Annotated in this window: 27 protein-coding genes and 1 tRNA gene; 9 read left to right on the top strand and 19 right to left on the bottom strand. The window is 71.6% G+C overall.

What is annotated here, in order from left to right:
* Window positions 1-61: 61 nt before the first annotated feature.
* Window positions 62-1,588, top strand: coding sequence for an MFS transporter (locus tag AB0C73_RS25195; RefSeq protein ID WP_362534153.1), 1,527 nt, complete (start codon window positions 62-64; stop codon window positions 1,586-1,588).
* Window positions 1,589-1,660: 72 nt separating this feature from the next.
* The gene (locus AB0C73_RS25190; protein ID WP_362534151.1) at window positions 1,661-2,428 is read left to right on the top strand and encodes a TetR/AcrR family transcriptional regulator; all 768 of its coding nucleotides are present in this window, start codon (window positions 1,661-1,663) and stop codon (window positions 2,426-2,428) included.
* Window positions 2,429-2,651: 223 nt separating this feature from the next.
* Here AB0C73_RS25190 and AB0C73_RS25185 read toward each other — a convergent pair whose 3' ends face one another.
* Both AB0C73_RS25185 and AB0C73_RS25180 read right to left on the bottom strand, forming a co-directional pair.
* On the bottom strand, window positions 2,652-4,238 hold the full coding sequence (locus AB0C73_RS25185) for an MDR family MFS transporter (protein WP_362534148.1): 1,587 nt from the start codon (window positions 4,236-4,238) through the stop codon (window positions 2,652-2,654).
* Between the two features lie 117 nt (window positions 4,239-4,355).
* Window positions 4,356-4,805 (bottom strand): MarR family transcriptional regulator, encoded by a 450-nt coding sequence (locus AB0C73_RS25180; RefSeq protein WP_362534145.1) that lies wholly within the window; start codon window positions 4,803-4,805, stop codon window positions 4,356-4,358.
* Between the two features lie 177 nt (window positions 4,806-4,982).
* On the opposite strand from AB0C73_RS25180, the gene AB0C73_RS25175 reads away from it, so the two are divergent.
* Window positions 4,983-5,216 carry a hypothetical protein gene (locus AB0C73_RS25175; protein WP_362534142.1) on the top strand — a complete coding sequence of 78 codons (234 nt, stop codon included), beginning with the start codon at window positions 4,983-4,985 and terminating at the stop codon, window positions 5,214-5,216.
* Between the two features lie 49 nt (window positions 5,217-5,265).
* Here the strand turns inward: AB0C73_RS25175 and AB0C73_RS25170 are convergent, their stop codons facing one another.
* Window positions 5,266-6,492 (bottom strand): glycosyltransferase, encoded by a 1,227-nt coding sequence (locus AB0C73_RS25170; RefSeq protein ID WP_362534140.1) that lies wholly within the window; start codon window positions 6,490-6,492, stop codon window positions 5,266-5,268.
* A 671-nt stretch (window positions 6,493-7,163) separates the two neighbouring features.
* Here AB0C73_RS25170 and AB0C73_RS25165 point away from each other — a divergent pair.
* From AB0C73_RS25165 to AB0C73_RS25150, 4 genes are all read left to right on the top strand, one after another.
* Complete coding sequence (locus AB0C73_RS25165) at window positions 7,164-8,072, top strand: aminoglycoside phosphotransferase family protein (RefSeq protein WP_362534138.1); 909 nt, start codon at window positions 7,164-7,166, stop codon at window positions 8,070-8,072.
* Between the two features lie 807 nt (window positions 8,073-8,879).
* On the top strand, window positions 8,880-9,407 hold the full coding sequence (locus tag AB0C73_RS25160; protein ID WP_362534136.1) for a DUF6584 family protein: 528 nt from the start codon (window positions 8,880-8,882) through the stop codon (window positions 9,405-9,407).
* A 373-nt stretch (window positions 9,408-9,780) separates the two neighbouring features.
* A complete protein-coding gene (locus AB0C73_RS25155) occupies window positions 9,781-10,347 on the top strand; it encodes a TetR/AcrR family transcriptional regulator (protein ID WP_362534135.1) in 567 nt (188 codons plus the stop codon).
* A 2-nt stretch (window positions 10,348-10,349) separates the two neighbouring features.
* The gene (locus tag AB0C73_RS25150) at window positions 10,350-11,207 is read left to right on the top strand and encodes an alpha/beta hydrolase (RefSeq protein ID WP_362534132.1); all 858 of its coding nucleotides are present in this window, start codon (window positions 10,350-10,352) and stop codon (window positions 11,205-11,207) included.
* Here AB0C73_RS25150 and AB0C73_RS25145 read toward each other — a convergent pair.
* From AB0C73_RS25145 to AB0C73_RS25105, 9 genes are all read right to left on the bottom strand, one after another.
* Window positions 11,188-11,952 (bottom strand): hypothetical protein, encoded by a 765-nt coding sequence (locus AB0C73_RS25145; protein ID WP_362534129.1) that lies wholly within the window; start codon window positions 11,950-11,952, stop codon window positions 11,188-11,190. The genes AB0C73_RS25150 and AB0C73_RS25145 overlap by 20 nt on opposite strands.
* A 79-nt stretch (window positions 11,953-12,031) precedes the next feature.
* Window positions 12,032-13,051 carry an RNA polymerase sigma factor SigF gene (locus tag AB0C73_RS25140; protein ID WP_362534127.1) on the bottom strand — a complete coding sequence of 340 codons (1,020 nt, stop codon included), beginning with the start codon at window positions 13,049-13,051 and terminating at the stop codon, window positions 12,032-12,034.
* A gap of 240 nt (window positions 13,052-13,291) precedes the next feature.
* Window positions 13,292-14,206, bottom strand: coding sequence for an RNA polymerase sigma factor SigF (locus AB0C73_RS25135; protein ID WP_362534125.1), 915 nt, complete (start codon window positions 14,204-14,206; stop codon window positions 13,292-13,294).
* 174 nt (window positions 14,207-14,380) lie between these two features.
* A complete protein-coding gene (locus AB0C73_RS25130) occupies window positions 14,381-14,680 on the bottom strand; it encodes a Dabb family protein (protein ID WP_362534122.1) in 300 nt (99 codons plus the stop codon).
* Window positions 14,681-14,689: 9 nt separating this feature from the next.
* Window positions 14,690-14,854 (bottom strand): hypothetical protein, encoded by a 165-nt coding sequence (locus AB0C73_RS25125; protein WP_362534120.1) that lies wholly within the window; start codon window positions 14,852-14,854, stop codon window positions 14,690-14,692.
* Between the two features lie 425 nt (window positions 14,855-15,279).
* Window positions 15,280-15,364, bottom strand: a tRNA-Ser gene (locus AB0C73_RS25120).
* 79 nt (window positions 15,365-15,443) lie between these two features.
* On the bottom strand, window positions 15,444-15,872 hold the full coding sequence (tadA, locus tag AB0C73_RS25115) for a tRNA adenosine(34) deaminase TadA (RefSeq protein ID WP_362534394.1): 429 nt from the start codon (window positions 15,870-15,872) through the stop codon (window positions 15,444-15,446).
* Window positions 15,873-16,012: 140 nt separating this feature from the next.
* The gene (locus AB0C73_RS25110; RefSeq protein ID WP_362534117.1) at window positions 16,013-16,543 is read right to left on the bottom strand and encodes a hypothetical protein; all 531 of its coding nucleotides are present in this window, start codon (window positions 16,541-16,543) and stop codon (window positions 16,013-16,015) included.
* 206 nt (window positions 16,544-16,749) lie between these two features.
* On the bottom strand, window positions 16,750-16,929 hold the full coding sequence (locus AB0C73_RS25105; RefSeq protein ID WP_362534115.1) for a hypothetical protein: 180 nt from the start codon (window positions 16,927-16,929) through the stop codon (window positions 16,750-16,752).
* Window positions 16,930-17,037: 108 nt separating this feature from the next.
* Here AB0C73_RS25105 and upp point away from each other — a divergent pair, with 108 nt between their 5' ends.
* On the top strand, window positions 17,038-17,673 hold the full coding sequence (upp, locus tag AB0C73_RS25100) for a uracil phosphoribosyltransferase (RefSeq protein WP_362534113.1): 636 nt from the start codon (window positions 17,038-17,040) through the stop codon (window positions 17,671-17,673).
* A gap of 66 nt (window positions 17,674-17,739) precedes the next feature.
* Here the strand turns inward: upp and AB0C73_RS25095 are convergent, their stop codons facing one another.
* Window positions 17,740-18,378: a LytR C-terminal domain-containing protein gene (locus tag AB0C73_RS25095; protein ID WP_362534110.1), complete on the bottom strand. Its 639-nt coding sequence runs from the start codon at window positions 18,376-18,378 to the stop codon at window positions 17,740-17,742.
* Window positions 18,379-18,494: 116 nt separating this feature from the next.
* Window positions 18,495-18,791, bottom strand: a complete 297-nt coding sequence (locus tag AB0C73_RS25090; RefSeq protein WP_009067182.1) for a type II toxin-antitoxin system VapB family antitoxin — start codon at window positions 18,789-18,791, stop codon at window positions 18,495-18,497.
* Between the two features lie 86 nt (window positions 18,792-18,877).
* Here AB0C73_RS25090 and AB0C73_RS25085 point away from each other — a divergent pair, with 86 nt between their 5' ends.
* Window positions 18,878-20,476 (top strand): helicase HerA-like domain-containing protein, encoded by a 1,599-nt coding sequence (locus tag AB0C73_RS25085; protein WP_362534107.1) that lies wholly within the window; start codon window positions 18,878-18,880, stop codon window positions 20,474-20,476.
* A 20-nt stretch (window positions 20,477-20,496) separates the two neighbouring features.
* Here the strand turns inward: AB0C73_RS25085 and AB0C73_RS25080 are convergent, their stop codons facing one another.
* The 5 genes from AB0C73_RS25080 to AB0C73_RS25060 form a co-directional block, all read right to left on the bottom strand.
* Entirely contained in the window at window positions 20,497-22,056 is a 1,560-nt protein-coding gene (locus AB0C73_RS25080; RefSeq protein WP_362534105.1) for a M28 family metallopeptidase, read from the bottom strand.
* Window positions 22,057-22,210: 154 nt separating this feature from the next.
* A complete protein-coding gene (locus tag AB0C73_RS25075; RefSeq protein ID WP_362534103.1) occupies window positions 22,211-22,840 on the bottom strand; it encodes an HhH-GPD-type base excision DNA repair protein in 630 nt (209 codons plus the stop codon).
* Window positions 22,841-22,919: 79 nt separating this feature from the next.
* Complete coding sequence (pip, locus tag AB0C73_RS25070) at window positions 22,920-23,963, bottom strand: prolyl aminopeptidase (protein ID WP_362534100.1); 1,044 nt, start codon at window positions 23,961-23,963, stop codon at window positions 22,920-22,922.
* Between the two features lie 10 nt (window positions 23,964-23,973).
* Window positions 23,974-24,576, bottom strand: a complete 603-nt coding sequence (locus AB0C73_RS25065; RefSeq protein WP_362534097.1) for an alpha/beta hydrolase — start codon at window positions 24,574-24,576, stop codon at window positions 23,974-23,976.
* Between the two features lie 43 nt (window positions 24,577-24,619).
* On the bottom strand, window positions 24,620-25,324 hold the full coding sequence (locus AB0C73_RS25060) for a helix-turn-helix domain-containing protein (protein ID WP_362534095.1): 705 nt from the start codon (window positions 25,322-25,324) through the stop codon (window positions 24,620-24,622).
* Window positions 25,325-25,483: the final 159 nt, after the last annotated feature.

Below are 25,483 nucleotides of genomic sequence, written 5' to 3'. Positions count from 1 at the left end.
ACGAGAGGGTCCTTTACGGTGTACGAGAACTGAGTCTCGTACACCGTAAAGGAGTGTCTTCATGCCGGCGACGACCGCCGCGAACGACAAGGCCGCCGCCCCCGGCGGCCACCCGCAGCGCTGGCTGATCCTCGGCGTCATCTGTCTCGCCCAGCTCACCGTGCTGCTCGACAACACCGTGCTCAGCGTGGCCATCCCGTCGCTGACCACGGAGCTCAAGGCCTCCACCAGCGACATCCAGTGGATGATCAACGCGTACTCGCTCGTGCAGTCCGGCCTGCTGCTCACCGCGGGCAACGCGGCCGACCGTTACGGGCGCAAGAAGATGCTCGCCATCGGCCTGGCGCTGTTCGGCCTCGGCTCGCTCACCGCCGGACTCGCCGACTCCACCGGGCAGTTGATCGCCGCCCGCGCGGGCATGGGCGTCGGCGGCGCGCTCCTGATGACCACGACCCTCGCCGTCGTCATGCAGATCTTCGACGACTCCGAGCGGGTCAAGGCCATCGCGCTGTGGGCCACGGTCGGTTCGCTCGGCTTCGCCGCCGGGCCGCTGATCGGCGGCGCGATCCTGAACCACTTCTGGTGGGGAATGATCTTCCTGATCAACATCCCGGTGGCCGTGATCGGTCTGGTCGCCGTCCTCAAGCTGGTCCCGGAATCCAAGAACCCGCAGGGCGAGCGGCCCGACCTGGTCGGCGCGCTGCTCTCCACCATCGGCATGACCTCCGCCGTGTACGCGATCATCACCGGCCCGGCGCACGGCTGGACGTCCGCCCAGGTGCTCGTCCCGGCCGCGCTCGGCATCGCGGTCCTGGGCGCCTTCGCGCTGTGGGAGCTGCGCGTCCCGTACCCGATGCTCGACATGCACTTCTTCCGCGACCAGAAGTTCGTGGGCGCGGTCGCCGGCGCGATCCTGGTCATGTTCGGCATGGGCGGTTCGATGTTCCTGCTGACCCAGCACCTGCAGTTCGTGCTCGGGTACGAGCCCCTGGAGGCGGGGCTGCGGATGGCGCCGCTCGCGCTCACCGTGGTCGTCCTCAACCTCTCCGGGGTGGGCCCGCGGATCGTGATGAAGCTCGGCACGCCGCTCACCGTCGCCGTCGGCATGACGCTGGTGGCGGGTGGTCTCACCTCGATCGCCGTGCTCGGCGGAGGCACCGGGGGAACCTACTGGGGCATGCTGCTCGGCCTGGTCCTGATGGGCGTCGGTCTCGCCGTCTCCAATCCCGCCATGGCCAACGCGATCATGAGCGCCATCCCGCCGGAGAAGGCCGGCGTCGGCGCCGGGGTCAACGGCACCCTCGCGGAGTTCGGCAACGGCCTCGGCGTCGCCGTCCTGGGCGCCGTCCTCAACGCCCGTTTCGCCGCCCTCGTCACCGTCACCGCGACCTCCCTCCCGGCCGCCCTGGCCGCGGCGGGCAGCGACGCCGAGCGCGGGCAGATCTCCGACGCCTTCGCCTCCGGTCTGCAGACCAGCCAGCTGGTCGGAGCGGTCGCCGTCTTCGCCGGCGGTCTCCTCGCGGCGGCCCTGCTGACGCGGGCGGAGCGCGCGGAGGAGCGGGCGAAGGAGCACGCCATGGCTGCCTAGCATGGTCTCGGATCACCGACGGGATCGACGGCGGGGATCACGACAGGGTTCGCTGACAGACGGAGGGGCGCGATGGTCAAGGCGGCCGACAGGGCCAAGAACCCGGCGCGTTCCAGCGTCTGGCTGGAGAACCGGGCCGCCCGCGGCGGGGGCGGCCCGGCCGGGCTCGACCGGGAGCGGATCGTCGGCGCGGCGATCAGGATGCTCGACGAGGAGGGCCTGGCCAAGCTCTCGATGCGCAAGCTCGCGACCGAGCTGAACGTCACCGCGATGTCCCTGTACTGGTACGTGGACACCAAGGACGACATCATCGAGTACGCGCTCGACACCTGCTACGGGGAGGTCGACCTGGCCGCCGTCGACGCCGCCGACGGCTGGCGGGACCGGATCCGGGCACTCGCCCTGGACTACCGGCAGATGCTGGTCCGGCACCCCTGGATGTCGCCGTGCGCCGGTCAGTACCTGAACATCGGCCCGAACGCGCTCGCCGTCGGCGTCAAGATCCAGGAGACGATCAGGGACACCGGCCTTCCGCTCGACCGCCAGCCCGGCGCGATGACGGCGGTCTTCCAGTTCGTGTACGGCTACGGGACGATCGAGTCCCAGTTCCAGCGCCGTGCGGCGGAGGCCGGTATGTCGCAGGACGACTTCTACGACGAGTCGGTCAAGGCCTTCCGTGACGATCCGTCGTTCGCCGAAGCCCTCGCGCCGATGACGGACATCCTCGAAGAGCGGGCTTCGCACGGCAGCGTCACCGAGATCTGGGACCGCGACTTCGACTACGCCCTGGACGTCCTGATCGCCGGGATCGAGACGATGGTCGCCCGCGTCGGAACATGACGGAGCGGCGGGCCGTCCCCTTTTTCAGGGGCGGCTCGCCTCCGGGGCGCTTGAGTCGCCGTCGACGGTCGACCGTGCTCGACCGCTCGTTCCTCGCGGTCTCCGCGCGCTCTCCCTTTCGACAGCGCCGCGCCCCTTCGGCTCGCCACCCCCTGCCCGCCGCTCCGTACGGAACCCGCCCGCGCCTCCGCTCGAAGCGCGGCCGGGAGTTCTTCGGGTGGTCCTACTTGCCGGCCTTGACCGTGTTGCTCTTCAGCGCGACCTCCTTGATGAACAGCGTCACCAGGAAGGCGACGAGCGCGAAGGGCGCCGAGTAGAGGAAGACGTCGCCGACGCCGTGGCCGTACGCGTTCTCCATGACCGTACGGATCGGGGCGGGCAGCTTGTCCATGTCGGGGATGCCACCGCCGCCGCCCTGGCCCATGGCCGCCGCGGCCTTCGGGCCGAGCTCGGCCAGGCCGTCCTTGACGTAGTCGGTGACCCGGTGGGCCATGACCGCGCCGAGCGCCGAGACACCGATCGCACCGCCCAGGGAGCGGAAGAAGGTGACGGTGGAGGAGGCGGCGCCGAGGTCGGAGGGGGCGACCTGGTTCTGGGTGCACAGGACCAGGTTCTGCATCATCATGCCGAGGCCGAGGCCCAGGACCGCCATGAAGAGCGCGATGTGCCAGTACGCCGTGTCGTAACGCATCGTGCCGAGCAGGCCGAGGCCGCCGGTGGCGAGGGCACCGCCGCTGACCAGCCAGGCCTTCCAGCGGCCGGTCTTGGTGATGACCATGCCGGAGACCGTCGAGGAGACGAGCATGCCGCCGATCATCGGGATGGTGAGGACACCGGACATCGTCGGCGACTCGTCGCGGGCCAGCTGGAAGTACTGGCTGAAGAAGACCGTGCCGGCGAACATCGCGACACCGACGAAGAGCGAGGCCGTGGAGGCCAGCGCGATCGTGTGGTTGCGGAACAGGCGCAGCGGGATGATCGGCTCGGCGGCCCTGGACTCGACGAACAGGAAGACGGCGCCGAGGAGGACGGAGCCGCCCAGCATGACGGCGGTCTGCCAGGACATCCAGTCGTACTTGTCGCCGGCGAAGGTGACCCAGATGAGGAGCAGGGAGACGGCGGCGCTGATGAAGAAGGCGCCGGCCCAGTCGACCTTGACCTGACGCTTCACGACGGGGAGCTTCAGGGTCTTCTGCAGGACGAACAGCGCGATGAGCGCGAAGGGCACGCCGACGTAGAAGCACCAGCGCCAGCCGAGCCACTCGGTGTCGGTGATGACACCGCCGAGCAGCGGACCGCCGACGGTGGCGACGGCGAAGACGGCGCCGAGGTAGCCGCTGTACCGGCCGCGCTCACGCGGGGCGATCATGGCGGCCAGGATGATCTGGGAGAGGGCGGTCAGACCGCCGGTGCCGATGCCCTGGACGACGCGGCAGGCGATCAGCATGCCGGTGTTCTGGGCGAGACCCGCGACGACCGAGCCGGCCACGTAGATGACCAGGGATATCTGGACGAGCAGCTTCTTGGAGAAGAGGTCCGCGAGCTTGCCCCACAGCGGGGTGGTCGCCGTCATCGACAGGAGGGCGGCGGTGACGACCCAGGTGTAGGCGGACTGGCCGCCGCCGAGGTCGGTGATGATCTGCGGGAGGGCGTTGGAGACGATCGTCGAGGACAGGATGGCGACGAACATGCCGAGCAGGAGCCCGGACAGCGCCTCCATGATCTGCCGGTGCGTCATCGGGGCGCCGGAGGGGCCGGAGGCGTCGGTTCGGGCGTCCCGTGCACCCGTGGCAGGTGCGGTGGTGGCCATGAGTTTCCTTTGCGTGAAGTCGTCAGTTCGTCGGTTCGTCGGTTCGGCGGTTCGTCGGTCGGCCTGGGTGGGGTCGGCCTGTTCGTCGGTCGCGGCCGTCGTAGGCCGTGCGCGTCGTCAGTCGCGGGCGTGGTGGGCCCGGCAGTCCCCGAAGGAGTCGCGGAGGCGGGCGAGCAGGGTGGTCAGCTGCGCGACGTCGTCGTCGGACCACTCCGCGAGGTGGCGGGCGAAGGCGTCGGTGACCCGTCGGTCGAGTTCGCCGAGCATCGCCTGGCCCTCGTCGGTGAGCCGCAGGATCCGGGAGCGCTTGTCGTCCGGGTCGGGCAGTCGTTCGACCCAGCCGTGCTCCACGGTGTGCGCCACATGGCGGCTGCACACGGACATGTCGACGGCCATCAGCTCCGCCAGCCGGCTCATCCGCATGTCGCCGTGGTGCTTGATGAGGGCGAGCACCGCCGCCGCCGCGCCCTGGCAGTGGACGGGCAGCACACGGGCGAGGCCGCGCTTCACGGCACCGAAGGCGCTCACCGCGCGGGCGAGCTCCTCGTACCGGCTCAGCGTCTCCATCGAGCTCCCCAATCTTGTTGCTTAGGGCAACCATAGAGATGGATGGTTGCTTCAGGCAAACTAAATCGGTCAAAGCGCGCTAAAGAATCGGCAAAGGGGGAGGGGAGGTGGGGGTACGGGGCAGGGGGCGCGACCGGGGCTTGGGTGCGGAACCCCGACTTCGCTAGGGTCCGGGCCATGGCACACAACCCCCAAGCACCGTACGGCCAGGGCGGCCAGGGCGCCGATGGCTCCTACGACCCCGCCGGCAGCACCCAGATGTTCCGCGCCTTCGTCGACGAGGGCACCCCACAGCGGCAGCCCCAGGCCGCCGCGTCCGCCCCCTCCTCCGGCCCGCGCGTCGGCCTGATCGTCGGCATCGTCGTCGCGATCGCCGTCCTGGCGGGCGTGGCCTGGCTGGCGCTGGGCTGACGGTCGCGGGAGAGGGCGGTCGGACCGCCCTCTCCCTGCTTCACGGCGATCACGCCGGTTCGCCGAAGCCGTCGAGGAGCAGCTTCGCGGTCTTCTCGGCCCCGTCCGTACGGACGGCGGACGCCAGCTCCCGCGCCGCGGCCGCGGTCCGCGGGGCGAGGACGGCGGCCAGGGCGGCCGACAGGGACGGCTCGGTCGGCACCGGCCCGTCGTGCGCGGCGCCCACACCCAGCGCGGCCACCCGGCTCGCCCAGTACGGCTGATCCACCAGCTGCGGCACCACCACCTGCGGCACCCCGGCCCGGGCTGCCGTCGCGGTGGTGCCCGCGCCGCCGTGGTGGACGACGGCGGCGACCCGGGGGAAGAGGGCCTGGTGGTTGGCCTCACCGACCGCGAGGCAGTCGTCCGCGTCGTCGATCAGGCCCAGCTCGGCCCACCCCCGGGACACGAGGACCCGACGCCCCTGTCCCCGTACCGCCTCGATCGAGACCCGCGCCGCATCGGCCGCCCCCTGCATCGACATGCTGCCGAAGCCCACGTACACCGGCGCTTCCCCGGCCCGGAGGAACGCCTCGACCTCGGCCGGGAGCGGGCGCTCGTCCGGCAGGGTCCAGGCACCCGTCTGTACGACATCGAGCTCGGCCGGCTCCTGCCACGGCCCCAGCACCGGGTCGGCCGCAAGCAGCGGCCGGCCGCCGATCGCGTAGCCGCGAACGCTCGCCAGGGGCGGCAGCCCGACCGACTCGCGGAAGGCGGTGAGCCCGGGGCCGTAGACCGCGTTCTGGCCCTCGACGTCCAGCTCCCACAGCGTCCGGTTGTCGGTGACGCCCTCGGGGAGGGGACGGCCGGGCAGCGGGTACGGCGGGTGGTGCGGCGACGGCAGCATGCCGGGGAAGTACGCGACGTAGGCGTACCGAAGTCCCCGCTTCCCGGCCGCCGACCGAGCCCCGGCCACGGCCGGGAACAACCCGGTCGCGACCACCGTGTCCGCCCCCTCGCCGGCCACGGTCACGGCCTCGTACTGCGCCGCCGCCACCATGGTCACCCGCTCGGTGAACGAGGGCGCCGCTGCGGCATTCGCCCCGGCCACCAGCGCACGGACCGACAGCCGAACGGGCACGAACTCCACCCCGACCCCGGCCAGTCGCTCCGCGAACTCCTCGTCCTCCGGCGCACACACCCGCACCTCGGCACCGAGCCCGCGCAGGACGACGGCCAGCGCGACCATCGGCTCGACGTCCCCACGCGATCCGTAAGACGACAGCACCACTCGCATACCGGTTCCCCCTCTGTCCGATCAGCAACGGGCGCCGATTCTGCGCCACCACGGGGGCCTTGCCGCAAGACCCCCCGCGCGCTGTACGTTGAAAGTGGCGAGGAGCGGACTCCTCGCGCCGGTCCCCGACGCGGGGGCGGGGTGGGCCCTACGGGTGGCCGTTGCTCGCGGGTTTCTGGTGTGGCCGCCCTCTTTCCGAGTGTGGCCCCCGGAGTCCCCGCGTCAAGGGCGCCTCCGGCGTCGCTTCGCGATGGGCTTCGCCCACCCTTGACCCGGTGCCACCGGGGTCCTTTTCACACTCGGAGGGCGGCCGGGGGCGGGGCCGCGCGGATCGGTCCGGGTAGCCATCCCCGCCGTCGGCGGGTGGCGGCCCGGTGGTGGGTGGGCCCGGTTCGCGGCCGCTGTCCGAGGACCACTTCCCCGCCGTTGACGGGTGCGCCGAAGCGAAATGGGGCGGCTGGGGCCCGACTCGGCGACTCATGGCGGTCTTAGGGTCGGGGCGCATGCCCCGCTGGTCGCCCCCGGTGGGTGGTGCAACCCCCGCTCGCGCGAGCCCTTGGGCCGCCATCGACACCGACAGACCGCCCCTGGAGTCACACGAGTCCCACGTGTCCCACGTGTCCCGCCCAGGGGCGGGGATGGCGGGCTTTGCACCGCTAGCGTGGGGACGCATGACCCATAACGGGATTGAGATCACTGCCGACTTGGTCCGGGAACTGCTGCACGAGCAGCATCCCGATCTGGCGGACCGTCCTTTGGAACTCGGCGCGCGGGGCTGGGACAACCAGTTGTGGCGGCTCGGCGACGACCTCGCCGTTCGGCTGCCGTGGGCGACGGAGTCGGCGGACGAGTTGCTGCGCAAGGAACACGCCTGGCTGCCCGTCCTCGCGCCGGATCTTCCGTTGCCGGTTCCCGTTCCGCAGCGACTCGGTGAGCCCTCCGAGCGGTTTCCGCGACCGTGGATCGTCACCACCTGGGTGCCGGGCGAGCCCGCCGACCGTGTCCCCGCCACGCGGGCCGCGGAGTCGGCCGACGCCCTGGCCGCCTTTCTGACGGCGCTTCACCGGCCCGCTCCCGCCGGGGCACCCGTCGGCCGCGGGCGCGGTGGGCCGCTGGCCGGGCACGCGGAGGGGTTCGCCAGGCAGTTCACCGAGGCCACCGAGGCGGGTCTGATCCCCGACCCGGACGCCGTCCGCGCGGTCTGGGAGGACGCCGCCGCCGCGCCCGACTGGGCGGGCCCGGCCGTGTGGCTCCATGCCGACCTGCATTCGGCCAACGTTCTCACCGCGAACGGCACCCTCACCGGCGTGATCGACTTCGGCGACCTCTGCGCGGGCGATCCGGCCTGCGACCTCGCCGCCGCGTGGACACTCCTGCCGGACGGCGCAGCCGACCGCTTCCACGCCGCCTACCGGCCGACTCCGGATGCCGCGACCCTGCGTCGCGCCCGCGGCTGGGCCGTGCTGCGCGCCCTCGCCTGCCTGCTCATCGGACACGCCGGCACCCACGGCCGTCCCGGCGGCAAACCCACCTGGGGCCCACCCGCCGCCGCGACCCTGCGCCGCCTCGTCATTCGGTGACACAGCCGGTCCAGAATGCCGCCATGGCCGAAGCAGAGCGCACACGCTCATTCCAACTGCTCGAACGCGCCTACCTGCCCGAGGAGTTCTTCACCCCTCTGATGACGGGGCCGTCTACGACCCGGACCCCAGCTTCTGCCGCGCACGGCGTACCCATCACGCCTGCACGACCAGCACCTCCGTCGCTGGGTCGCTGCCACGGACCGCGACGACGTCTGTACACCGCCCGGCGGTGCAAAGCCCGCCATCCCCGTCCCTTGGTGGGGCAGATGGGACTCGTGTGACTCCAGTGGCGGTCTGCGGGCGTCGATGGCGGCCCAAGGGCTCGCGCGGGCGGGGTTCGCACCGCCCGCCGGGAGTGACCAGCGGGGCATGCGCCCCGGCCCGACGGCGGTGGTCGGCCGCCGAGCCGGGCCCGGGCACCCCATTCCACTCCCGCGCACCCCGGACCGGCGGACACGGCCCCGCCCGCCCCCGCCGCGAACCGAGCCCCCACCCACTCACCCGCCACCCGCCCACGGCGGGGACGGCTGCCCGGACCGATCCGCGCGGCCCCGCCCCCGGCCGCCCTCCGAGTGTGAAAAGGACCCCGGTGGCACCGGGTCAAGGGTGGGCGCAGCCCATCGCGAAGCGACGCCGGAGGCGCCCTTGACGCGGGGACTCCGGGGGCCACACTCGGAGTGAGGGCGGCCGCACCAGAAACCCGCAAGAAGCGGCGACCCGTAGAGCCTCGGGGCCCGGCGAAGGACCGGGTGAGCAGCAGAAACCAGGTCGACGCGGATCGGCGGGGCACCCGATGATGCGTTCATGTCCCTGAAAGAGACCCTTGCCCGAGTCGATGCCGACCTGGCCGCCGGCCGGGTTCCCATCGCGCGCCAGCGGTTGCGTGGTCTCGTCTCGTCCTTTCCGTACGACCTGACGCTCCGCAGGCGTCTGGCCGAGGTGTACCGGCTCTACGGCGACGCCGCCGAGGCCGGACGCTGGATGTACCTCGAAGAAGACCGCGACGCCGACGAGACCGCCGCCTTCGAGGCGCGGTACGGCTCTCCCGGGTGGCGGATGAAGGCCCTCGCCTGGCGCGGCCCCGAGGCGCTGGCTGCCACCGCCTTCGCGGAGGGGCAACTGGTCGCGGTGCGGACCGCGTGCGCCGAGGAGCTGGGGCACCCCGTCGACTGGGACGACCCGGCGTCGTACCGGGACGACCCGGAAGAGGAGTACGAGGCGCCCTCTGGGCCGTGGACGGTCAGCGGTGTGTTGGCAGGCGTCGGCTGCCTGGTGGGTGTCCTCGCGTTCCTCGCGGTCTGGGTGAACGGAGTCGTCGCCCTCTTCGACTGACTCAGGTCACCGGGACAGGCTGTGGACGAACGAGTCCCAGGCTGCCCGCCCGAAGACGACGGCAGGCCCCTCCGGGGCCGAGGCCGGGGAATCCGGGGGCGACTTCGAGGCGGTTTCCGCCGTCGTTGCCGCTGGCTGACGCGCCCGCCCGCGCCCCTCGCGGACTGTGCCGAGTGCGGCGAACTCGCGGGCTCCCGCGCGGCCGCCCGCGTCCGGTGCGACTGGAGCGCCGAGACCGACGCGAACGTCCTCCTGCGCCGCCACCTGGCCGACGTACATCCGTCGCCGGAGACGCAGCGAAATCCTGCGCCTCCTCCGTCCTAGGAGTGCTAGGTTCTCGCCTAGAGCTCCTAGGAAGGAATCCGCAACGCCCATGGTCCGTGCCGGCATCACCCCCGACCTCCTCGTCCGCGCCGCCGCCGAGCTCGCCGACGAGGCCGGGTTCGAGAAGGTCACCGTCTCCGCCCTCGCCCGCCGCTTCGGGGTGAAGGACGCGAGCCTGTACTCGCACATCAAGAACCTGCGTGACCTGCGTGTCCGGCTCGCCCTCCTCGCCTCCGGCGAGATGAACGACGCCATCGGCGCCGCCGTGGCCGGGCGTTCGGGGCGGGACGCGCTCGTCGCCTTCGCCGACGCGTACCGCGACTACGCCCTCGCCCACCCCGGCCGCTACGCCGCCACCCAGCAGCGGATCGAGCTCCACGAGGTCCAGGACACGGCCGTCTTCCAGCGGGCCGTGGAGCTGACGTACGGCATGCTCCGCGGCTACGGCCTCGGCGAGCCGGACCTCACGGACGCCGGGCGGCTGCTCCGCGCCACCTTCCACGGGTTCATCCACATCGAGCTGAGCGGCGGCTTCCAGCACACCCGGCCCGTCGCCGCGTCCTGGGCGCGCTCGCTCGACGCACTGCACACCACACTCGAGAACTGGGGGAAATGACCATGGGCAGCAGCATCAGCGTCGGACACGTGAAGGTTCCCGGAGCCACCCTCCGCTACGAAGCCCGCGGCACCGGCCCCGTCCTCCTCCTCATCCCCGGCGGTGCCGGGGATGCCGGGATGTTCGAGGGGATGGCGGACCTGCTCGCGGACGCCGGGCACACCGTCGTCTCCTACGACCAGCGCGGACTCTCCCGCAGCCCGCTTCACACGCCCCTCACCGACCAGCGGGTCACCGACTGGGGCGCGGACGCGCTCGCCGTCCTGGACGCCGTCACACCCGACCGGCCCGCGTACGTCTTCGGCAGCAGCTCCGGCGCCATCATCGCCCTCGCGCTGCTCGCCGCCCGCCCCGACCGGGTGCGCCGGCTGGTCGCGCACGAGCCGCCGCTCGTGGAGCTGCTCGCCGACCCGGCCCCCTACCGCGACCACTTCGCCGAGGTGCGTGAGCTGCACCGTACGAAGGGACTGGGCGCGGCCATGGCCCGGTTCGCCGAGACGCCGGACGGGCGCAGGCCCGTGGGGGAGCAGGCGGCTGCCGAACTCCCGCCCTCCGTCCGGCCGATGGCGGCCCGCATGGGTGCCAACATGCCCGTCTTCCTGGAGCACGTCCTGTGCCCCTTCTCCTCCTCCCGCCCCGACGTCGACGGGCTGCGCGCCGCCGCCGGGCGGCTGGCCCTCGGCGTCGGGCGCGAGTCGGCGGACCAGGTCGCGCTCGTCGGCCCGGCGCGGCGGCTCGCGGAGCTGACCGGGGCCGCGGTGGTCGAGTTCACCGGCGGGCACCTGGGGTGTGTGACCCACCCGGAGGAGTTCGCGAAGGAGCTGCTCGCCGCCCTGCGGCCTACTGCCAGGAGGCCGTGACCTTCCTCGTGTCGACGTGCATGCCGATCGGCACCCGCCAGGAGTCCACGCACACCGTGTAGGTCCGGGTACGGGTGGTCCCGGCCTGGATCGGCGCGGGCAGCGGCTGGCTGGAGGTGAGCGTCGCCCAGTCGACGCCGAGCGCGCCGATGACGTGGGTGGCGAAGGTGACCGTGCCCGAACGGGCCGCCGTGCCACCGGTGTTGCGGAAGGAGACGGTGACGTTCTCGCACCAGCGCCGGTCGGTGTCGGTGAGCACAGGGGCGGAGAGCGTGAGTACGGCGGGGGCCGGCGGCGTGGTGGAAGCGGGGGCGGTGGGGGTCGGCGTCGTCGGCGTCGGCCTCGGCGACGGTGCCTGTGGGGCCGATGGCGGGGCCGGGGTCGTCGTGCCCGGGGTTCCGGGCTTTCCGGGGGTACGGGGCGGGGTCGGCGCCCCGCTCACGGGCGGGGGCGCCGTGGCCGTACCGCCGCCGCTCCCTCCCGCCGCCGGCGCTCCGCCGGAGGACGGGCCCGGAGACGGGCGCGAGGTGCTGGAGGTCAGTTCCGGGCCGGTGGACTTCGGGTCCAGCGGGACCAGGGTGACCGCGCCGTCCGGCGGCACCGCGCCCTTGGGCGAGGAGTCGGCGCCGACCGCCGCGTACCCCTCACCGTCGTCGCTCCCGCCGCACGCGGTCAGCGCCCCGCCGAGGCAGAGCGCGACCAGCGTGACCACCATGAGTCCCGGCCGTCGCTTCCGTCGCCACATGGCGTCAGTGTGCGTGACGCGCCATCAGCTCGGAAGCGAAACGGGAGAATTCAGTTCACGACAGTGGATTTCCGGTCGCTCAGTCCGCGATCAGGCCCTCGCGCAGCTGCGCCAGCGTCCGCGTCAGCAGTCGCGAGACGTGCATCTGCGAGATGCCGACCTCCTCGCCGATCTGCGACTGGGTCATGTTCGCGAAGAAGCGGAGCATGATGATCTGGCGCTCGCGGGGCGGGAGTTTGGCGAGCAGCGGTTTGAGCGACTCGCGGTACTCGACGCCCTCCAGGGCCGTGTCCTCGTAGCCGAGGCGGTCGGCCAGAGAGCCCTCGCCGCCGTCGTCCTCGGGGGACGGGGAGTCGAGCGAGGAGGCGGTGTACGCGTTGCCGACGGCGAGTCCGTCGACCACGTCCTCCTCCGACACCCCGAGCACCGCGGCGAGTTCGGGCACGGTGGGGGAGCGGTCGAGCTTCTGCGCGAGCTCGTCGCTGGCCTTGGTGAGGGCGAGCCGGAGCTCCTGGAGACGGCGCGGCACGCGCACCGACCACGAGGTGTCGCGGAAGAAGCGCTTGATCTCGCCGACCACGGTCGGCATCGCGAACGTCGGGAATTCCACGCCGCGTTCACAGTCGAAGCGGTCGATCGCCTTGATCAGGCCGATGGTGCCGACCTGGACGATGTCCTCCATCGGCTCGTTGCGGGAGCGGAAGCGAGCGGCCGCGTAGCGCACGAGGGGGAGGTTGAGTTCGATGAGGGTGTCGCGGACGTAGGTCCGCTCGGGGCTGTCCGCGGCGGCGCCCTCCTCGTCCAGGGCGCGCAGCCGCAGGAAGAGGGAGCGGGAGAGGGTGCGGGTGTCGAGGGCCTCCGACGAGACGGCGACGGAGGCGGTGACCGGGACGGGGGCGGTGTCGGCGGTCTGCGTGACACCCGTCTCCGCGGCGGGAGTTGCGTCGGGGGAGGCCGGGGCCGTGGCGGCGTCGGCCGCGACGACGTCTGCCGTCAGGACGTCGGTCGCCGGCGTGCTTTCGGCGGCGTTCGGCGCCGTCGTCTGCGTGGGCATGGGCGTGAGCGTGAGCACCTTCGAGCTGCCCTCTTCTGCGGACATGCCACCCCCTTTGAGGTCGCGGACGGTCGTGGTGGCCACGACCATCTGAGGAACGCAGCCTGCCTCCACCTGAATACCGGAGGCGCGGCCGTGCCAAACGCGGTTCCAGCAGAATGTCACATGTCGGCAACACGCTGTAGTGACTTGTCGACAAGGAGTCGTTGAATATCCGCAGGAAACAGGGGGTGTGGGGCATTTGACGGGGTGTGAAACCGCCCGGAAACGGTCTACCCGTTCCGGTTACGCCTCGATCCTGTTTGCGGATCTCAACCGGGCGAAGCTCCGGGCGAGGAGCCTTGACACATGCATCTGCGAGACGCCGAGCTCCTGGCTGATCTGAGACTGGGTCAGGTTGCTGTAGTAACGCAGCATCAGGATCCGCTGCTCGCGCTCGGGGAGCTGGACGAGCAGATGCCGTACGAGATCGCGGTGCTCGACGCCGGCGAGTGCGGGGTCCTCGTAACCGAGCCGGTCGAGCAGGCCGGGCAGCCCGTCGCCCTCCTGGGCCGCCTCCAGGGAGGTGGCGTGGTACGAGCGGCCGGCCTCGATGCAGGCGAGCACCTCGTCCTCGCCGATCTTGAGACGTTCGGCGATCTCGGCGGTGGTGGGGGAGCGGCCGTGCGCGGTGGTGAGGTCCTCGGTGGCACCGTTGACCTGGACCCACAGCTCGTGGAGGCGGCGGGGGACGTGCACGGTGCGCACGTTGTCCCGGAAGTAGCGCTTGATCTCGCCGACGACCGTCGGCATGGCGAAGGTCGGGAACTGGACGCCGCGGTCCGGGTCGAAGCGGTCGATGGCGTTGATCAGGCCGATGGTGCCGACCTGGACCACGTCCTCCATCGGCTCGTTGCGGCTGCGGAAGCGGGCGGCGGCGTAGCGCACGAGGGGGAGGTTTGCCTCGATGAGGGCGCCGCGTACGCGGTGGTGCTCGGGGGTGCCCGGTTCCAGGTTCTTGAGCTGGCCGAAGAGCACCTGGGTGAGGGCGCGGGTGTCGGCGCCGCGGGTGCTCTGGGGGCGGGGGCGCGGGGGCTCCGGGGGGTGGGGAGCCGTCTCCGCGGGCCGGGTCTCCGGAGTCCGGAGGGCCGTCTCCGCGGGCCCGGCCTCGTTCTGGGGCTGGGGCGGGACTTGAGGCGCTGTACTGGCCGGCACGTTCACGCCACCCCTTCACGTCAACTTCGGTCGACTCATCCGTCAAAAGCGGTCATAGCATCACAAGACATGTCCACTGTGTGCAAGCACCGCATAACGACGTGTTGGGAGTGGGTGTGCGGGGTAAGCATTCGGGCCCCCCGCCGGTGTCGGCGAGGGGCCCGAACGGGGGACGGGGGCTCAGCCCTCGATCTCGTAGTCGGCGATGACCCAGGTGGAGAACTCGCGCCACAGACCGACGCCCGCCTGGTGGGCGGGGTGGTCCAGGTAGCGCTGGAGGGCGTCGGTGTCGGCGACGGCCGAGTTGATGGCGAAGTCGTACGCGATCGGGCGGTCGGTGATGTTCCAGTCGCACTCCCAGAAGGTCAGCTCCGGGATCTGCGCACCGAGGGCGCGGAAGGCCTCGACGCCGGCGACGACACGCGGCTCGTCGCGCTGGACGCCGTCGTTGAGCTTGAAGAGGACCAGATGGCGGATCACTGTCGTCTCCTAATTCACGAGTTCGGTCATGAACTGACCGACTCCTTGAGCGGCGCTCGATATGCCCTCGAACCCTACCTGGACGAGGTCCGCCGCCCTCTTAGGGGAAGTGATGATCGTGTACAGGATAAAGACCGTGAGTGCGTACATCACGATCTTCTTCGCCTGCGCCATCCGTCTGCCCTCCCCTTGAGCCGCCCCTGAGCGGTGGCCGAGTCTAGCCGAGCGCCTTTCGTCGGTGTCCGATCATGTGAATTTCGCGAACTTTATGGACCAACGGCCCTGGCATCGGGGTCTTTCGGCGACTCCCGGAAGGGTGACGGACGAGCAGGATGGATGTCGAGCCCGGCGGATCTGGCAGGAATCCGAAGGGCTGAGGAACCGGTCCTCACTGCGGGGTCCCGCGCCGCGCGCTTTCCCCCCTGACTGCGGCGCGGGACTTGCAGGACCGGTTCTCATCGGGGGGAGCGGAGTGTCCCCCCGATGCCGCTCCCCCCGTCCCCCGGCCCCTGGCCCGTCCCCCCCGGCTGCCCCCTCGTACACGTGAGACCGCATGCAGAACGCCCCCTGAAGCGTGGTGCTTCAGGGGGCGTTGTCAGCGGTAGCGGAGGGATTTGAACCCTCGGTGAGTTTCCCCACACTCGCTTTCGAGGCGAGCTCCTTCGGCCGCTCGGACACGCTACCGAGAGAGAGCTTAGCCCAAAGGCGCCGTGGACTGAAATCCGTATCCCGCAGCAGGCCAGGGGCGGTGTCCGCGAAGGGGTCAGCGCTCGCGGAAGAAGCGGGTCAGGCGGTCCGAGCACGCGGACTCCAGGACGCCGTGGATCACCTCGGGGCGGTGGTTGAGGCGCCGGTCGCGGACCAGGTCCCAGAGGGAGCCCGTGGCGCCCGCCTTCTCGTCCCAGGCGCCGAACACCACCCGTTCGACCCGCGCCTGGACGAGCGCGCCCGCGCACATCACGCACGGCTCCAGGGTCACGACGAGCGTGCAGCCGGTCAGTCGCCACTCGCCGGTCGCCGCCGCGGCCCGGCGCAGCGCGAGGACCTCGGCGTGGGCGGTCGGGTCGCCGGTGGCCTCGCGCTCGTTGTGACCGCTCGCGATGACGGTGCCGTCCGGGGAGAGCACGACCGCGCCGACCGGTACGTCACCGGCCGCCGCGGCCAGCTCCGCCTCGGCGAGGGCGAGCCGCATCGGCTCCCGCCAGGGATCCCGTACGGGGTCCGGGAGGGGACCTCGTACGGGCTCCCGTACGGGATCACTCGCGCGGTCCGTCTGCGGGCCGCCCTCGGCCGGGCGGCCGGGGCCGGATGGTGCGAACTGCTGCGCCGCCACTAGCGCACGGCCTCCAGGATGTCCGAGGCGCCGATGGCGTCGGCGATCTCGCCGAGGGCGTCCTCGGTCAGGCCGAGGAGGTCGCGCTCGGACATGCCGAGGTCGGCCAGGATGCGGCCCTCGCCGAGCGGGCCGGCCGGGGCGACCCCGGCGGAGACCGCCGCGTCGTCGTCCTCGTCGTCGTGCTCCGGCTCGCCGTCCTCGGTGCCGTCCAGGTCGGTCAGTTCGTCGAGCGCGTCGTCCCGGTCGTCGTCACCGAGGAGTTCCGAGGTGAGGATCTCCCCGTAGGAGGAGCGGGCCGCGGCGGCCGCGTGGGAGACGAAGACCCGGGGGTCGTCCTCTCCGTCGACGCGGACGACGCCGAACCACGCGTCCTCCTGCTCGATGAAGACGATCACCGTTTCTCCGTCGTCGGTGGCGGACTCACGGGCCAGATCGGCCAGGTCCGCCAGCGTCTCCACGTTGTCGAGCTCGATATCGCTCGCTTCCCACCCGTCTTCGGTGCGCGCGAGCAGTGCGGCGAAGTACACCTGACTCTCCCACTGATCAGAGGTGTGATGACCGGGCGGCGCGCTCCTGAGGCCCCGCCCAATCGGCATCGTGACAGAAACCTCGCCGTCAGGAGAGGTCTTCGGCTCTTGCGTCGTGCATCAGTCTGAACGACGCCCGGTTCGGGCGGGCGCGCGACCCCGGCGCACGGAGGGGGCGCACGGTGACCGCCGCCCACACCGCCGGCCTACCACCGGAACGTACGCATCCGCATCGCCTGCCGCATCCGCGCCGCCCGGGCGCGCCGCGGCTGTACGCGGTCGCGCAGCGCCTTCGCCTCGTTCAGCTCGCGCAGGAACTGCGCGCGGCGCCTGCGGCGCTCCGCGTCCGTCTCCGGCCTGTCCGGCTCAGCTGCTCTGTCGGGCATGGACACACCACCCACCACGCATGACGCACGGGTCCCTGTAGCCCCCACCTTCCCTCTCCGGTCCGGGTTGACGCCAGTCCCCGGCCAGGTCCCGGCTACTGTTGAGGCATGCGTCTCCACGTCGTCGATCACCCGCTGGTCGCCCACAAGCTCACCACCCTGCGCGACAAGCGCACGGACTCCGCCACCTTCCGCCGGCTCGCCGACGAGCTGGTCACCCTGCTCGCCTACGAGGCCACCAGGGACGTGCGCACCGAGCAGGTCGACATCGAGACCCCCGTCACCGCGACGACCGGCGTGAAGCTGTCGTACCCGCGGCCGCTGGTGGTCCCGATCCTGCGTGCCGGTCTCGGCATGCTCGACGGCATGGTGCGGCTGCTCCCGACCGCCGAGGTCGGCTTCCTCGGCATGGTCCGCAACGAGGAGACGCTGGAGGCGTCGACCTACGCGACGCGGATGCCGGAGAACCTGTCCGGCCGCCAGGTGTACGTCCTCGACCCGATGCTCGCGACCGGCGGCACGCTCGTCGCCGCGATCCAGGAGCTCATCAAGCGCGGCGCCGACGACGTGACCGCGGTCGTGCTGCTCGCCGCCCCTGAGGGCGTCGAGGTCATGGAGCGCGAGCTGGCGGGCACGCCGGTGACCGTCGTGACCGCCTCGGTCGACGAGCGGCTCAACGAGCACGGCTACATCGTGCCGGGCCTGGGCGACGCGGGCGACCGCATGTACGGCTCCGCCGAGTAGGGCCCGAGCCCGAGCCCTCTGGGCCCCCTTGCGGGGGCTCAGAGGTTCAGCAGCGGCCCGGGGGCCTCAGCAGCGGCCCGGCACCGGCTTCGGCTTGTTGAGCGCCACGAGCGCCGCGTCCGCCGTCGCCTTCGGGTCGAGCGTCTTGAAGGCCGTACCGATGATCAGGTCGACGTCCGCCGTGGTGCGGGCGTCGACCTTTGTCGTCGCGCCCTTCAGCTGGGTGCCGACCACCGAGAACGTGCCCTTGGTGGCTCCGGGGGAGCCGAGCAGCATCCCGGAGCCGGGGACCTTCTTGTCGTACTCGGCGGGCGCGTTCCCGACCTTGCCGATGAGGAAGCCACGCTTCTTCAGCTCGTCCGCGGTCGTCTTGGCGAGCCCGCTGCGCGGGGTCGCGTTGTAGACGTTGACCGTAATCTGGGCGGGCTTGGGCAGCGGGGCACCGGCGGCCTGCGGGCTCGGCGTGGGCTTGGGCGCGGCCTTGCAGTCGGCCTGTCTGCCGGCGGCGGTGGTGGTCTTCTCGTCGCCGCCGGAGAAGACGTCGACGAGCTGCAGCGTCCCCCAGCCGGCCGCGCCGAGCACGAGCACGGCGGCAGTGGCCCCGAGGACGATCCTGCGCCGGCGGTGGGGGCGGCGCATGCGGGGGTAGACATCCCCCGTGATGCGGTACTTTCCGCCCATTCCGGGGGGAGTGAGCATGCTCATGAACGCAGCGTAATGCCGCCCGTGGAGGATGCCTACTGGATGATCATGTGATCGCGTCCGGATGGGCGCGAAGTGGCCCCGAAAGGATCACCCGGCAAGAGCTGGCCGGGTGCGCCTCAGTCCATTTCGAGCACGCGGGCGTGCAGGACCTGCCGCTGCTGGAGCGCGGCCCGGACCGCGCGGTGCAGTCCGTCCTCCAGGTAGAGATCGCCCCGCCACTTCACGACATGCGCGAAGAGGTCGCCGTAGAACGTCGAGTCCTCGGCGAGCAGCGTCTCCAGGTCCAGCTGGCCCTTGGTGGTCACCAACTGGTCGAGGCGGACCGGGCGCGGTGCCACGTCCGCCCACTGCCGGGTGCTTTCCCGGCCGTGGTCGGGATATGGCCGGCCGTTTCCGATGCGCTTGAAGATCACACGGAAAGCCTACCGGTCAAGCGGCTCCCGGCGCAGCCACGCGGACCCGGTGCGATGCTGGGACAAACCGTCACGAAGGGCACAGGATGAGCGAGCTTGAGCAGCCGTCGGGCACCTCGGCGGACGCCGACACCCGCCCCTGGGCGCAGATCGGCGCCGGGTACGCCTTCGACGGCCCCGCGCTCGATCTGGGGGCGCTGCTCTGGGACGGCACGTGTCACCCGGACGCGCAGGTCCGCATCCCGCTCCCGATGCTCAACCGGCACGGTCTGGTCGCCGGCGCGACCGGCACCGGCAAGACCAAGACCCTCCAGCTGATCGCCGAGCAGCTGTCCGCCAAGGGCGTGCCCGTCTTCCTCGCCGACATCAAGGGCGACGTCTCCGGGATCGCCGCGCCCGGCGCGGACGGCGAGAAGGTGCGCGAGCGGGCCGGGCAGGTCGGCCAGGACTGGACGGCGACCGGCTTCCCCTGCGAGTTCTACGGCCTGGGCGGCACCGGCCCCGGCATCCCGATCCGGGCCACCGTGACCGGCTTCGGACCGGTGCTGCTCTCGAAGGTGCTCCAGCTCAACCAGACCCAGGAGCAGTCCCTCGGCCTGATCTTCCACTACGCCGACAGCAAGGGCCTGGAGCTGGTCGACCTCAAGGACCTGCGGGCCGTCGTCGCCTTCCTCGTCTCCGACACCGGAAAGGCGGAGCTGAAGGGGATCGGCGGCCTGTCGACGGTGACCGCCGGGGTGATCCTGCGCGCGCTCACGGCCTTCGAGCAGCAGGGCGCGGGCGCGTTCTTCGGGGAGCCGGAGTTCGACGCCGCCGAGTTCCTGCGCACGGCGCCGGAGGACGGGCGCGGCATCGTCTCCGTACTCGAACTGCCCGCCGTACAGGACAAGCCGCAGCTGTTCTCGACCTTCCTGATGTGGCTGCTCGCCGATCTGTACGGGGACCTGCCGGAGGTCGGCGACCTCGACAAGCCCAAGCTGGTCTTCTTCTTCGACGAGGCGCATCTGCTGTTCAACGGGGCGTCGAAGGCGTTCCTGGAGTCGATCACGCAGACCGTACGGCTGATCCGCTCCAAGGGCGTCGGGGTGTTCTTCGTGACGCAGACCCCGAAGGACGTGCCCGGCGACGTGCTCGCCCAGCTCGGCAACCGGGTGCAGCACGCGCTGCGCGCCTTCACGCCGGACGACGCCAAGGCGCTGAAGGCGACCGTACGGACCTTCCCGAACTCGGCGTACGACCTGGAGGAGGTGCTCACCGGGCTCGGTACGGGCGAGGCCGTGGTCACCGTACTCAGCGAGAAGGGCGCCCCGACCCCGGTGGCGGCGACCCGGCTGCGCGCCCCGCAGTCCCTGATGGGGCCGTTCCCGGCGCCCGAGCTGGAGGCGGCGGTGAAGGGCTCGCTGCTGTACGGGCGGTACGCGGAGGCTGTGGACCGGGAGTCGGCGTACGAGAAGCTGACGGCGGAGCAGCGGGCGGCGGAGGCGGAGGCGCTGCGCGCGGCGGAGGAGGCCGCGGCGGAGGAGCGAGAAGCGACAAGGGCTCCTCGGCAGAAGAAGGAGGAGCCCTCGCTCGCCGAACAGGTCGTCGGGAGCGGCCTGTTCAAGTCACTCGCCCGATCGGTCGGCACCCAGCTGGGCCGGGAGATCAGCCGCTCGATCTTCGGTACGGCGCGACGCAGGCGCTGACTGGCGTTGACTGGCGTTGACTACTCCGTGACCTCGTCGTGGTCGCCGTGCAGACCGCCGCCGCTGCCCGCGTCACCGGTGGTCGGGACGGAGACGACGGGCTTCTTGAGCGAGCTGATGTCGTGGGCGTAGGTGCCCACGGCGTTGGCGATGACGTCGATGTTGACGTCGAAGGCGGTCATGTCGATGTTGGTGATGTCGTCGCCCTTGGCGTGGTAGTTCACGTCGTACGCGACGCCCGCCTCGCCGCCGAACTTCTCGGCCTGGCCCGCGGTCTTGATGCCCTCGGCGCCGGTGAAGGTGCCTCCGGAGGGGATGCCGGCCTCGATGAACGGCCCGTAGTCGGAGCGGCCGGTGAAGTCGGTGCCCTCGTGCGGGGCGCCGATCCGGTCCATGAAGTTGGTGATGTCCCGCTCCAGTTGGGCGGAGCCGGCCGGACCGGCACCCGCGCCGACGGCGTCGGAGTCGTCGCCGTCGTAGACGAAGAGTCCGTAGTTCGGCGAGGCGATCATGTCGAAGTTGAGGTAGAGCTTGATCTCCTGCCTGCCGAGGGAACTCAGGTTGGCGACGTAGTGGTCGGAGCCGAGCAGGCCGACCTCCTCGGCGGACCACCAGGCGAAGCGGACCTTGTTGCGGACCCTGTCCTTGTCGTGGGACTTGGCGAGCTCCAGGGCGGTCTGGAGGAGGCCTGCGGAGCCGGAGCCGTTGTCGTTGATGCCGGGGCCGGCGGTGACGGAGTCGAGGTGGGCGCCGAGCATCACGGTGTTGGCGGCGTTGCCGCCCGTGGTCTCCGCGATGACGTTGTTGGTGGAACGCTTCTCCTGGAGCTGGCGGATCTCGAAGGAGAGGTTCACCGGCCCCTTGGCGAGGTCGGCGGCGAGCTTCTCGCCCTCCGCCAGGGTGATGCCGCCGGTCGGGATCTTCCCGGAGGCCGCGTCGCCGAGGGTGCCGGAGAGCACGCCTTCGGTGTTGTTGTAGACGATCGCGCCGACGGCACCGGCCGCGGCGGCGTTCACCTGCTTGGCGGCGAAGGTGCAGCCGCCCCGCTTGACCAGGGCGATCTTGCCGGTGAAGGCGCCGGCGGCGAAGTCGCCCGGCTCGCAGCCGTTGGTACCGTCCGCGTCGACCGGGGCGGCGGCCAGGTCGGCCTTGATGCCGCCGACCGGGGTCGACTTGGTGTAGGTCATCGCCCTGATCGGCAGATCGCGCGGGGTGGGGGAGAGGACCGCGGCCTTCTCGGCGAGCGTCTGGGTGTAGATGAAGTCGAACTGCTGGTACGTGACGGCGTAGCCGGCCTTCTTGAGCTGCGTGTACACGTACGCGGCGGAGGCGTCGTGACCGAGGGTCCCGGCCGCGCGGTTGCCCTGGGCCGAGTCGGCTATGGCCTGGAACTTCTGCAGGTGCTTGTAGGCGTCCTGCGCGGTCGTCTCGCGGACCAGTTTCCTCGCGAGCCTGGCGGCGTCGCGGGCCTCCGCGGCCCCGGGTTCGGGAGTGGCGGTGGCGGGCGCGGCGAGCATCAGCGGGGTGGCGAGTGCTGCGACGGCCAGAACGGCGGCTGCTCTGCGCTGGGATGAGTTCACAGAAGTCCTTCCCGGTGCGGACGAGTTGGAGGGGAAGTTAGCGATCGCCGGGGACTTCTGGGAACAGATGCCACGCAATTCCTGTCAGGTTGAGGAGGATTGGCATGGGGAATCGTCAATTCCCCGTGTGCTGTGCCTGCTTGGCGTGTCTGGACTATTTGGTCGACTTCGCCGAAGTGGCGGTCTTGGCGGTCTTGGCTGCCTTGGCCGCGGCCTTCATCTCCTGCTTGTGGGCGCGCACCTTCGCCAGCGAGTCCGGGCCGGTGATGTCGGCGGCCGAGCGGTAGCAGTCCTTCTCGCCGTACGGGCCCGCCGCCTCCCGCCAGCCCGTCGGCTCCACCCCGTACTGCTTGCCGAGCAGCGCGAGGAAGATCTGCGCCTTCTGCTTGCCGAAGCCCGGCAGCGCCTCAAGGCGGGTGAGCAGCTCCTTGCCGTTCGCCGCGTCCCGCCAGACCGCTTCCGCGTCGCCGCCGTACTCGTCGACGAGGAAGCGGCACAGCTGCTGGATCCTCTTGGCCATGGATCCGGGGTAGCGGTGCACGGCCGGCTTCTCGGAGAGCAGGGCGGCGAAGGCCTCCGGGTCCTGGGCGGCGATCTCGTGCGCGTCGAGGTCGTCGTGGCCCATGCGGGTGGCGATCGTGTACGGGCCGGAGAACGCCCACTCCATCGGCACCTGTTGGTCGAGGAGCATGCCGACGAGCGCGGCGAGCGGGGAGCGGCCGAGGAGCTCGTCGGCGTCGGGCTGCTGGGCGAGGTGGATGGCTGGGTTCGGGCTCGGACTCATGCTTCGATGATTCGGCGGAACGGCCCGGCCCGCCCGGCGGCTTACTCCGGCAGATCACGCCGTCGGATCACCCGGCGGTTCACGCCGTCGGTTCATCCCTCCCGAAGCGTCTCCCGAAGCGTTCGAGGGCGGTCGTGACCAGGTCGCGGGTCTCGGTGCCGCCCAGGTGCCCCGAGCTCTCGACGACGCGCAGCTCGGCGTCCGGCCAGGCCCTGGCCAGCTCCCAGGCGGTGACCAGCGGCCCGCCCATGTCGAGCCGGCCGTGGATCAGCACGCCGGGGATGCCGGCGAGCCGGTGCGCGTCACGGATCAGGGCGCCCTCCTCCAGGAACGCGCCCTGCGAGAAGTAGTGCGCGCAGATCCGGACGAAGGCGAGGCGGGCGGCGTCGGGCCGGTCGGCGTACGGGGTGCCCTGGCCCTCCATCGACAGGACGGCGTCCTCCCAGGTGCACCAGTCGTTCGCCGCCCGCTCCCGTACGGCCGGGTCGGGGTCGTCCATGCGGGCGGCGTACGCGGCGAGCAGGTCGGGGGTCGGGGTGCCGTCGGGGGCGCCGACGGCGGTCCGGAAGCGCTCGTGGGCCTCGGGGAAGTAGCGGCAGACGCCGCCGTACAGCCAGGCGGTCTCGGAGCGGCGGGTGGTCGTGACGGCCGCGAGGACGATCTCGCTGACGCGGGCGGGGTGCGCCTCGGCGTACGCCAGGATCAGGGTGGAGCCCCAGGAGCCGCCGTACAGCAGCCAGCGGTCGATGCCGAGCCGCACCCGCAGCCGCTCCATGTCGGCGATCAGGTGCGCGGTGGTGTTGACCTTCAGGCCGGCGGCGGGGTCGCTCGCGTGCGGGGTGGAGCGGCCGCAGCCGCGCTGGTCGAACTGGACGATCCGGTAGACGGCCGGGTCGAAGGCCAGGCGCGCGTTCGGCGAGGAGCCGGAGCCGGGGCCGCCGTGCACGATCAGCGCGGGCTTGCCGTCGGGGTTTCCGGCGACGGACCAGTGGACGTGGTTTCCGTCGCCGACGTCGAGCAGGCCTTCGTCGTACGGGTCGAGGGGCGGGAAGAGGGGGCGGGTCTCGCGTACGGGCGGGGGTTCCGGTGGGGACTCCGGTGCGGGTTCCGGTGCGGTGGCCATCCGGCCGACGCTACCGGTTGCCGCGCACCCGCACCGCCGGGTTTTCGCACCAGGCGAGGACATCCGGCCAGGCGCCGTAACCGTGGTCGGGATTGAGGTGCCCGCCGCCCGGTACGTGGTCGAGGTCGAGGCCGAGCGGGACTCCGTAGTGCAGGTCGGCGCCCTCGGGGCAGTACGGGTCGCCGTCCCCGTACACCAGCCGGGTCGGCGCCTTCGGGCGTACGGCGTCGGGGCCGAGGCCGAGGTCGGGGCGGAGGTCGAGGCCGTCGGCGAACTCGGCGATCTCCGGGATGGAGGCGGTGACCTGCGGCGACGGCGGAGCGACGAGCAGCACCCGGTCGGCGTCGGGCGCCCGCCCGGCCGCGACGGCGCGCAGCCACAGCAGTACGGACAGGCTGTGCGCGAGGACGACGAACTCCCCGTCACCGGCTGGCCGTTCGCCGTGCTCGTCGAGCGCCGCCAGCCAGTCCGCGAGCCGTGGCGCGTCGGGCTCGGGCAGCTGTGGATACCGCACCTCGTGCCCGCGTTCGGCCAGCGCACCGGCGAGCCAGTGCTGCCAGTGGCCGGGCGGGCGGTGGTTCTGGAAGCCGTGGAGGACGAGGTAGGTGCTCATGGCTTGATCGTGCGGGTGGGGGCGGGCCGGGGTCCAGGGTGTTTCAGGGGGTGGACGGGGGAGGAGTGGGAGGAGTGCCGCCCGGGGCGTCGCCCATGGCCCGGAGGGCGAGCAACTGCCGTATGCCCTCCTTCAGTTCGGCGGCCGAGAGCTGCTGGTCCTGCGACAGGTGGTGCATCAGGCTCGGCGAGAAGGGGGCGAGGAGGAGGTGGGCGAGGAGGGCGGCGTTGGTGTCGGGGCGGGCCCGGGAGACGAGGAGGGCGACATGGGTGTGCATCGCCAGGTACGCGCCGCTGGTGTAGCGCGCGACGGGCGCGGCGGTCTGGGCGGCGAGCAGGATCGCCTGCTGTTCCACGACGCGGTCGACCAGGGCGTCGAGGAACGCGTCGAGGCGTTCGCCGGCGGGTGCGCCGGGACCGAGCGGCGGCGGGCCGCTCAGATACGCCTCCTGGAACTGCCGCTCGCGGTCGTCGAGCAGCGCCCACAGCAGCTGCGACACGTCGCCGAAGCGTCGGTAGACGGTGCCGACGCCGATGCCGCTGGCGTGGGCGACCTGGTTCATGGTGACGGCCTCGGGGCCCTGCTCGGCGACGATCCGGGCGGCGGCGTCGAGGATCTTGCGCCGGTTGCGGGCGGCGTCGGCCCGCTCGGGCGCGGGCGCGCCGATGCCCGGCAGGAGGTTGAGGAGGGGGGTGCCCGGACCGGCTCCGTCCGCTCCGTTCTCGCCCCGCCGACTCGTCGTGCTCATCCGCCGCTCCCTGCCTTCCCTCGCCTGCGTGCCTCGCCTGCGCCGCGTCCCGCGCGTCCCCCTCGCGTCCGTTCCTGACTTCGAGCATACCTGCCCCTCTTGCAAAGTGGATAGATGTCCGGTTAGCTTGGACTCGTTAAAACGGAAATCAATCCGCTT

The sequence above is a fragment of the Streptomyces sp. NPDC048623 genome, from assembly GCF_040650755.1.
In the GTDB taxonomy this organism is placed as follows: Bacteria; Actinomycetota; Actinomycetes; order Streptomycetales; family Streptomycetaceae; genus Streptomyces.
Note: the sequence above shows the minus strand (reverse complement) of the source record. Positions and strands in the feature narration are given on the sequence as shown.

What these genes read in the sequence shown, in the direction of transcription:
- pip (WP_362534100.1), bottom strand. Translation starts at nt 23,963, where the DNA reads ATGGCCACCGCACCGGAACCCGCACCGGAGTCCCCACCGGAACCCCCG.
- AB0C73_RS25160 (WP_362534136.1), top strand. Translation starts at nt 8,880, where the DNA reads ATGTCCCTGAAAGAGACCCTTGCCCGAGTCGATGCCGACCTGGCCGCC.
- AB0C73_RS25175 (WP_362534142.1), top strand. Translation starts at nt 4,983, where the DNA reads ATGGCACACAACCCCCAAGCACCGTACGGCCAGGGCGGCCAGGGCGCC.
- AB0C73_RS25060 (WP_362534095.1), bottom strand. Translation starts at nt 25,324, where the DNA reads ATGAGCACGACGAGTCGGCGGGGCGAGAACGGAGCGGACGGAGCCGGT.
- AB0C73_RS25150 (WP_362534132.1), top strand. Translation starts at nt 10,350, where the DNA reads ATGGGCAGCAGCATCAGCGTCGGACACGTGAAGGTTCCCGGAGCCACC.
- AB0C73_RS25170 (WP_362534140.1), bottom strand. Translation starts at nt 6,492, where the DNA reads ATGCGAGTGGTGCTGTCGTCTTACGGATCGCGTGGGGACGTCGAGCCG.
- upp (WP_362534113.1), top strand. Translation starts at nt 17,038, where the DNA reads ATGCGTCTCCACGTCGTCGATCACCCGCTGGTCGCCCACAAGCTCACC.
- AB0C73_RS25180 (WP_362534145.1), bottom strand. Translation starts at nt 4,805, where the DNA reads ATGGAGACGCTGAGCCGGTACGAGGAGCTCGCCCGCGCGGTGAGCGCC.
- AB0C73_RS25185 (WP_362534148.1), bottom strand. Translation starts at nt 4,238, where the DNA reads ATGGCCACCACCGCACCTGCCACGGGTGCACGGGACGCCCGAACCGAC.
- AB0C73_RS25085 (WP_362534107.1), top strand. Translation starts at nt 18,878, where the DNA reads ATGAGCGAGCTTGAGCAGCCGTCGGGCACCTCGGCGGACGCCGACACC.
- AB0C73_RS25065 (WP_362534097.1), bottom strand. Translation starts at nt 24,576, where the DNA reads ATGAGCACCTACCTCGTCCTCCACGGCTTCCAGAACCACCGCCCGCCC.
- AB0C73_RS25195 (WP_362534153.1), top strand. Translation starts at nt 62, where the DNA reads ATGCCGGCGACGACCGCCGCGAACGACAAGGCCGCCGCCCCCGGCGGC.
- AB0C73_RS25190 (WP_362534151.1), top strand. Translation starts at nt 1,661, where the DNA reads ATGGTCAAGGCGGCCGACAGGGCCAAGAACCCGGCGCGTTCCAGCGTC.
- AB0C73_RS25105 (WP_362534115.1), bottom strand. Translation starts at nt 16,929, where the DNA reads ATGCCCGACAGAGCAGCTGAGCCGGACAGGCCGGAGACGGACGCGGAG.
- AB0C73_RS25125 (WP_362534120.1), bottom strand. Translation starts at nt 14,854, where the DNA reads ATGGCGCAGGCGAAGAAGATCGTGATGTACGCACTCACGGTCTTTATC.
- AB0C73_RS25075 (WP_362534103.1), bottom strand. Translation starts at nt 22,840, where the DNA reads ATGAGTCCGAGCCCGAACCCAGCCATCCACCTCGCCCAGCAGCCCGAC.
- AB0C73_RS25140 (WP_362534127.1), bottom strand. Translation starts at nt 13,051, where the DNA reads ATGTCCGCAGAAGAGGGCAGCTCGAAGGTGCTCACGCTCACGCCCATG.
- tadA (WP_362534394.1), bottom strand. Translation starts at nt 15,872, where the DNA reads ATGCGGCTCGCCCTCGCCGAGGCGGAGCTGGCCGCGGCGGCCGGTGAC.
- AB0C73_RS25145 (WP_362534129.1), bottom strand. Translation starts at nt 11,952, where the DNA reads ATGTGGCGACGGAAGCGACGGCCGGGACTCATGGTGGTCACGCTGGTC.
- AB0C73_RS25155 (WP_362534135.1), top strand. Translation starts at nt 9,781, where the DNA reads ATGGTCCGTGCCGGCATCACCCCCGACCTCCTCGTCCGCGCCGCCGCC.
- AB0C73_RS25095 (WP_362534110.1), bottom strand. Translation starts at nt 18,378, where the DNA reads ATGAGCATGCTCACTCCCCCCGGAATGGGCGGAAAGTACCGCATCACG.
- AB0C73_RS25165 (WP_362534138.1), top strand. Translation starts at nt 7,164, where the DNA reads ATGACCCATAACGGGATTGAGATCACTGCCGACTTGGTCCGGGAACTG.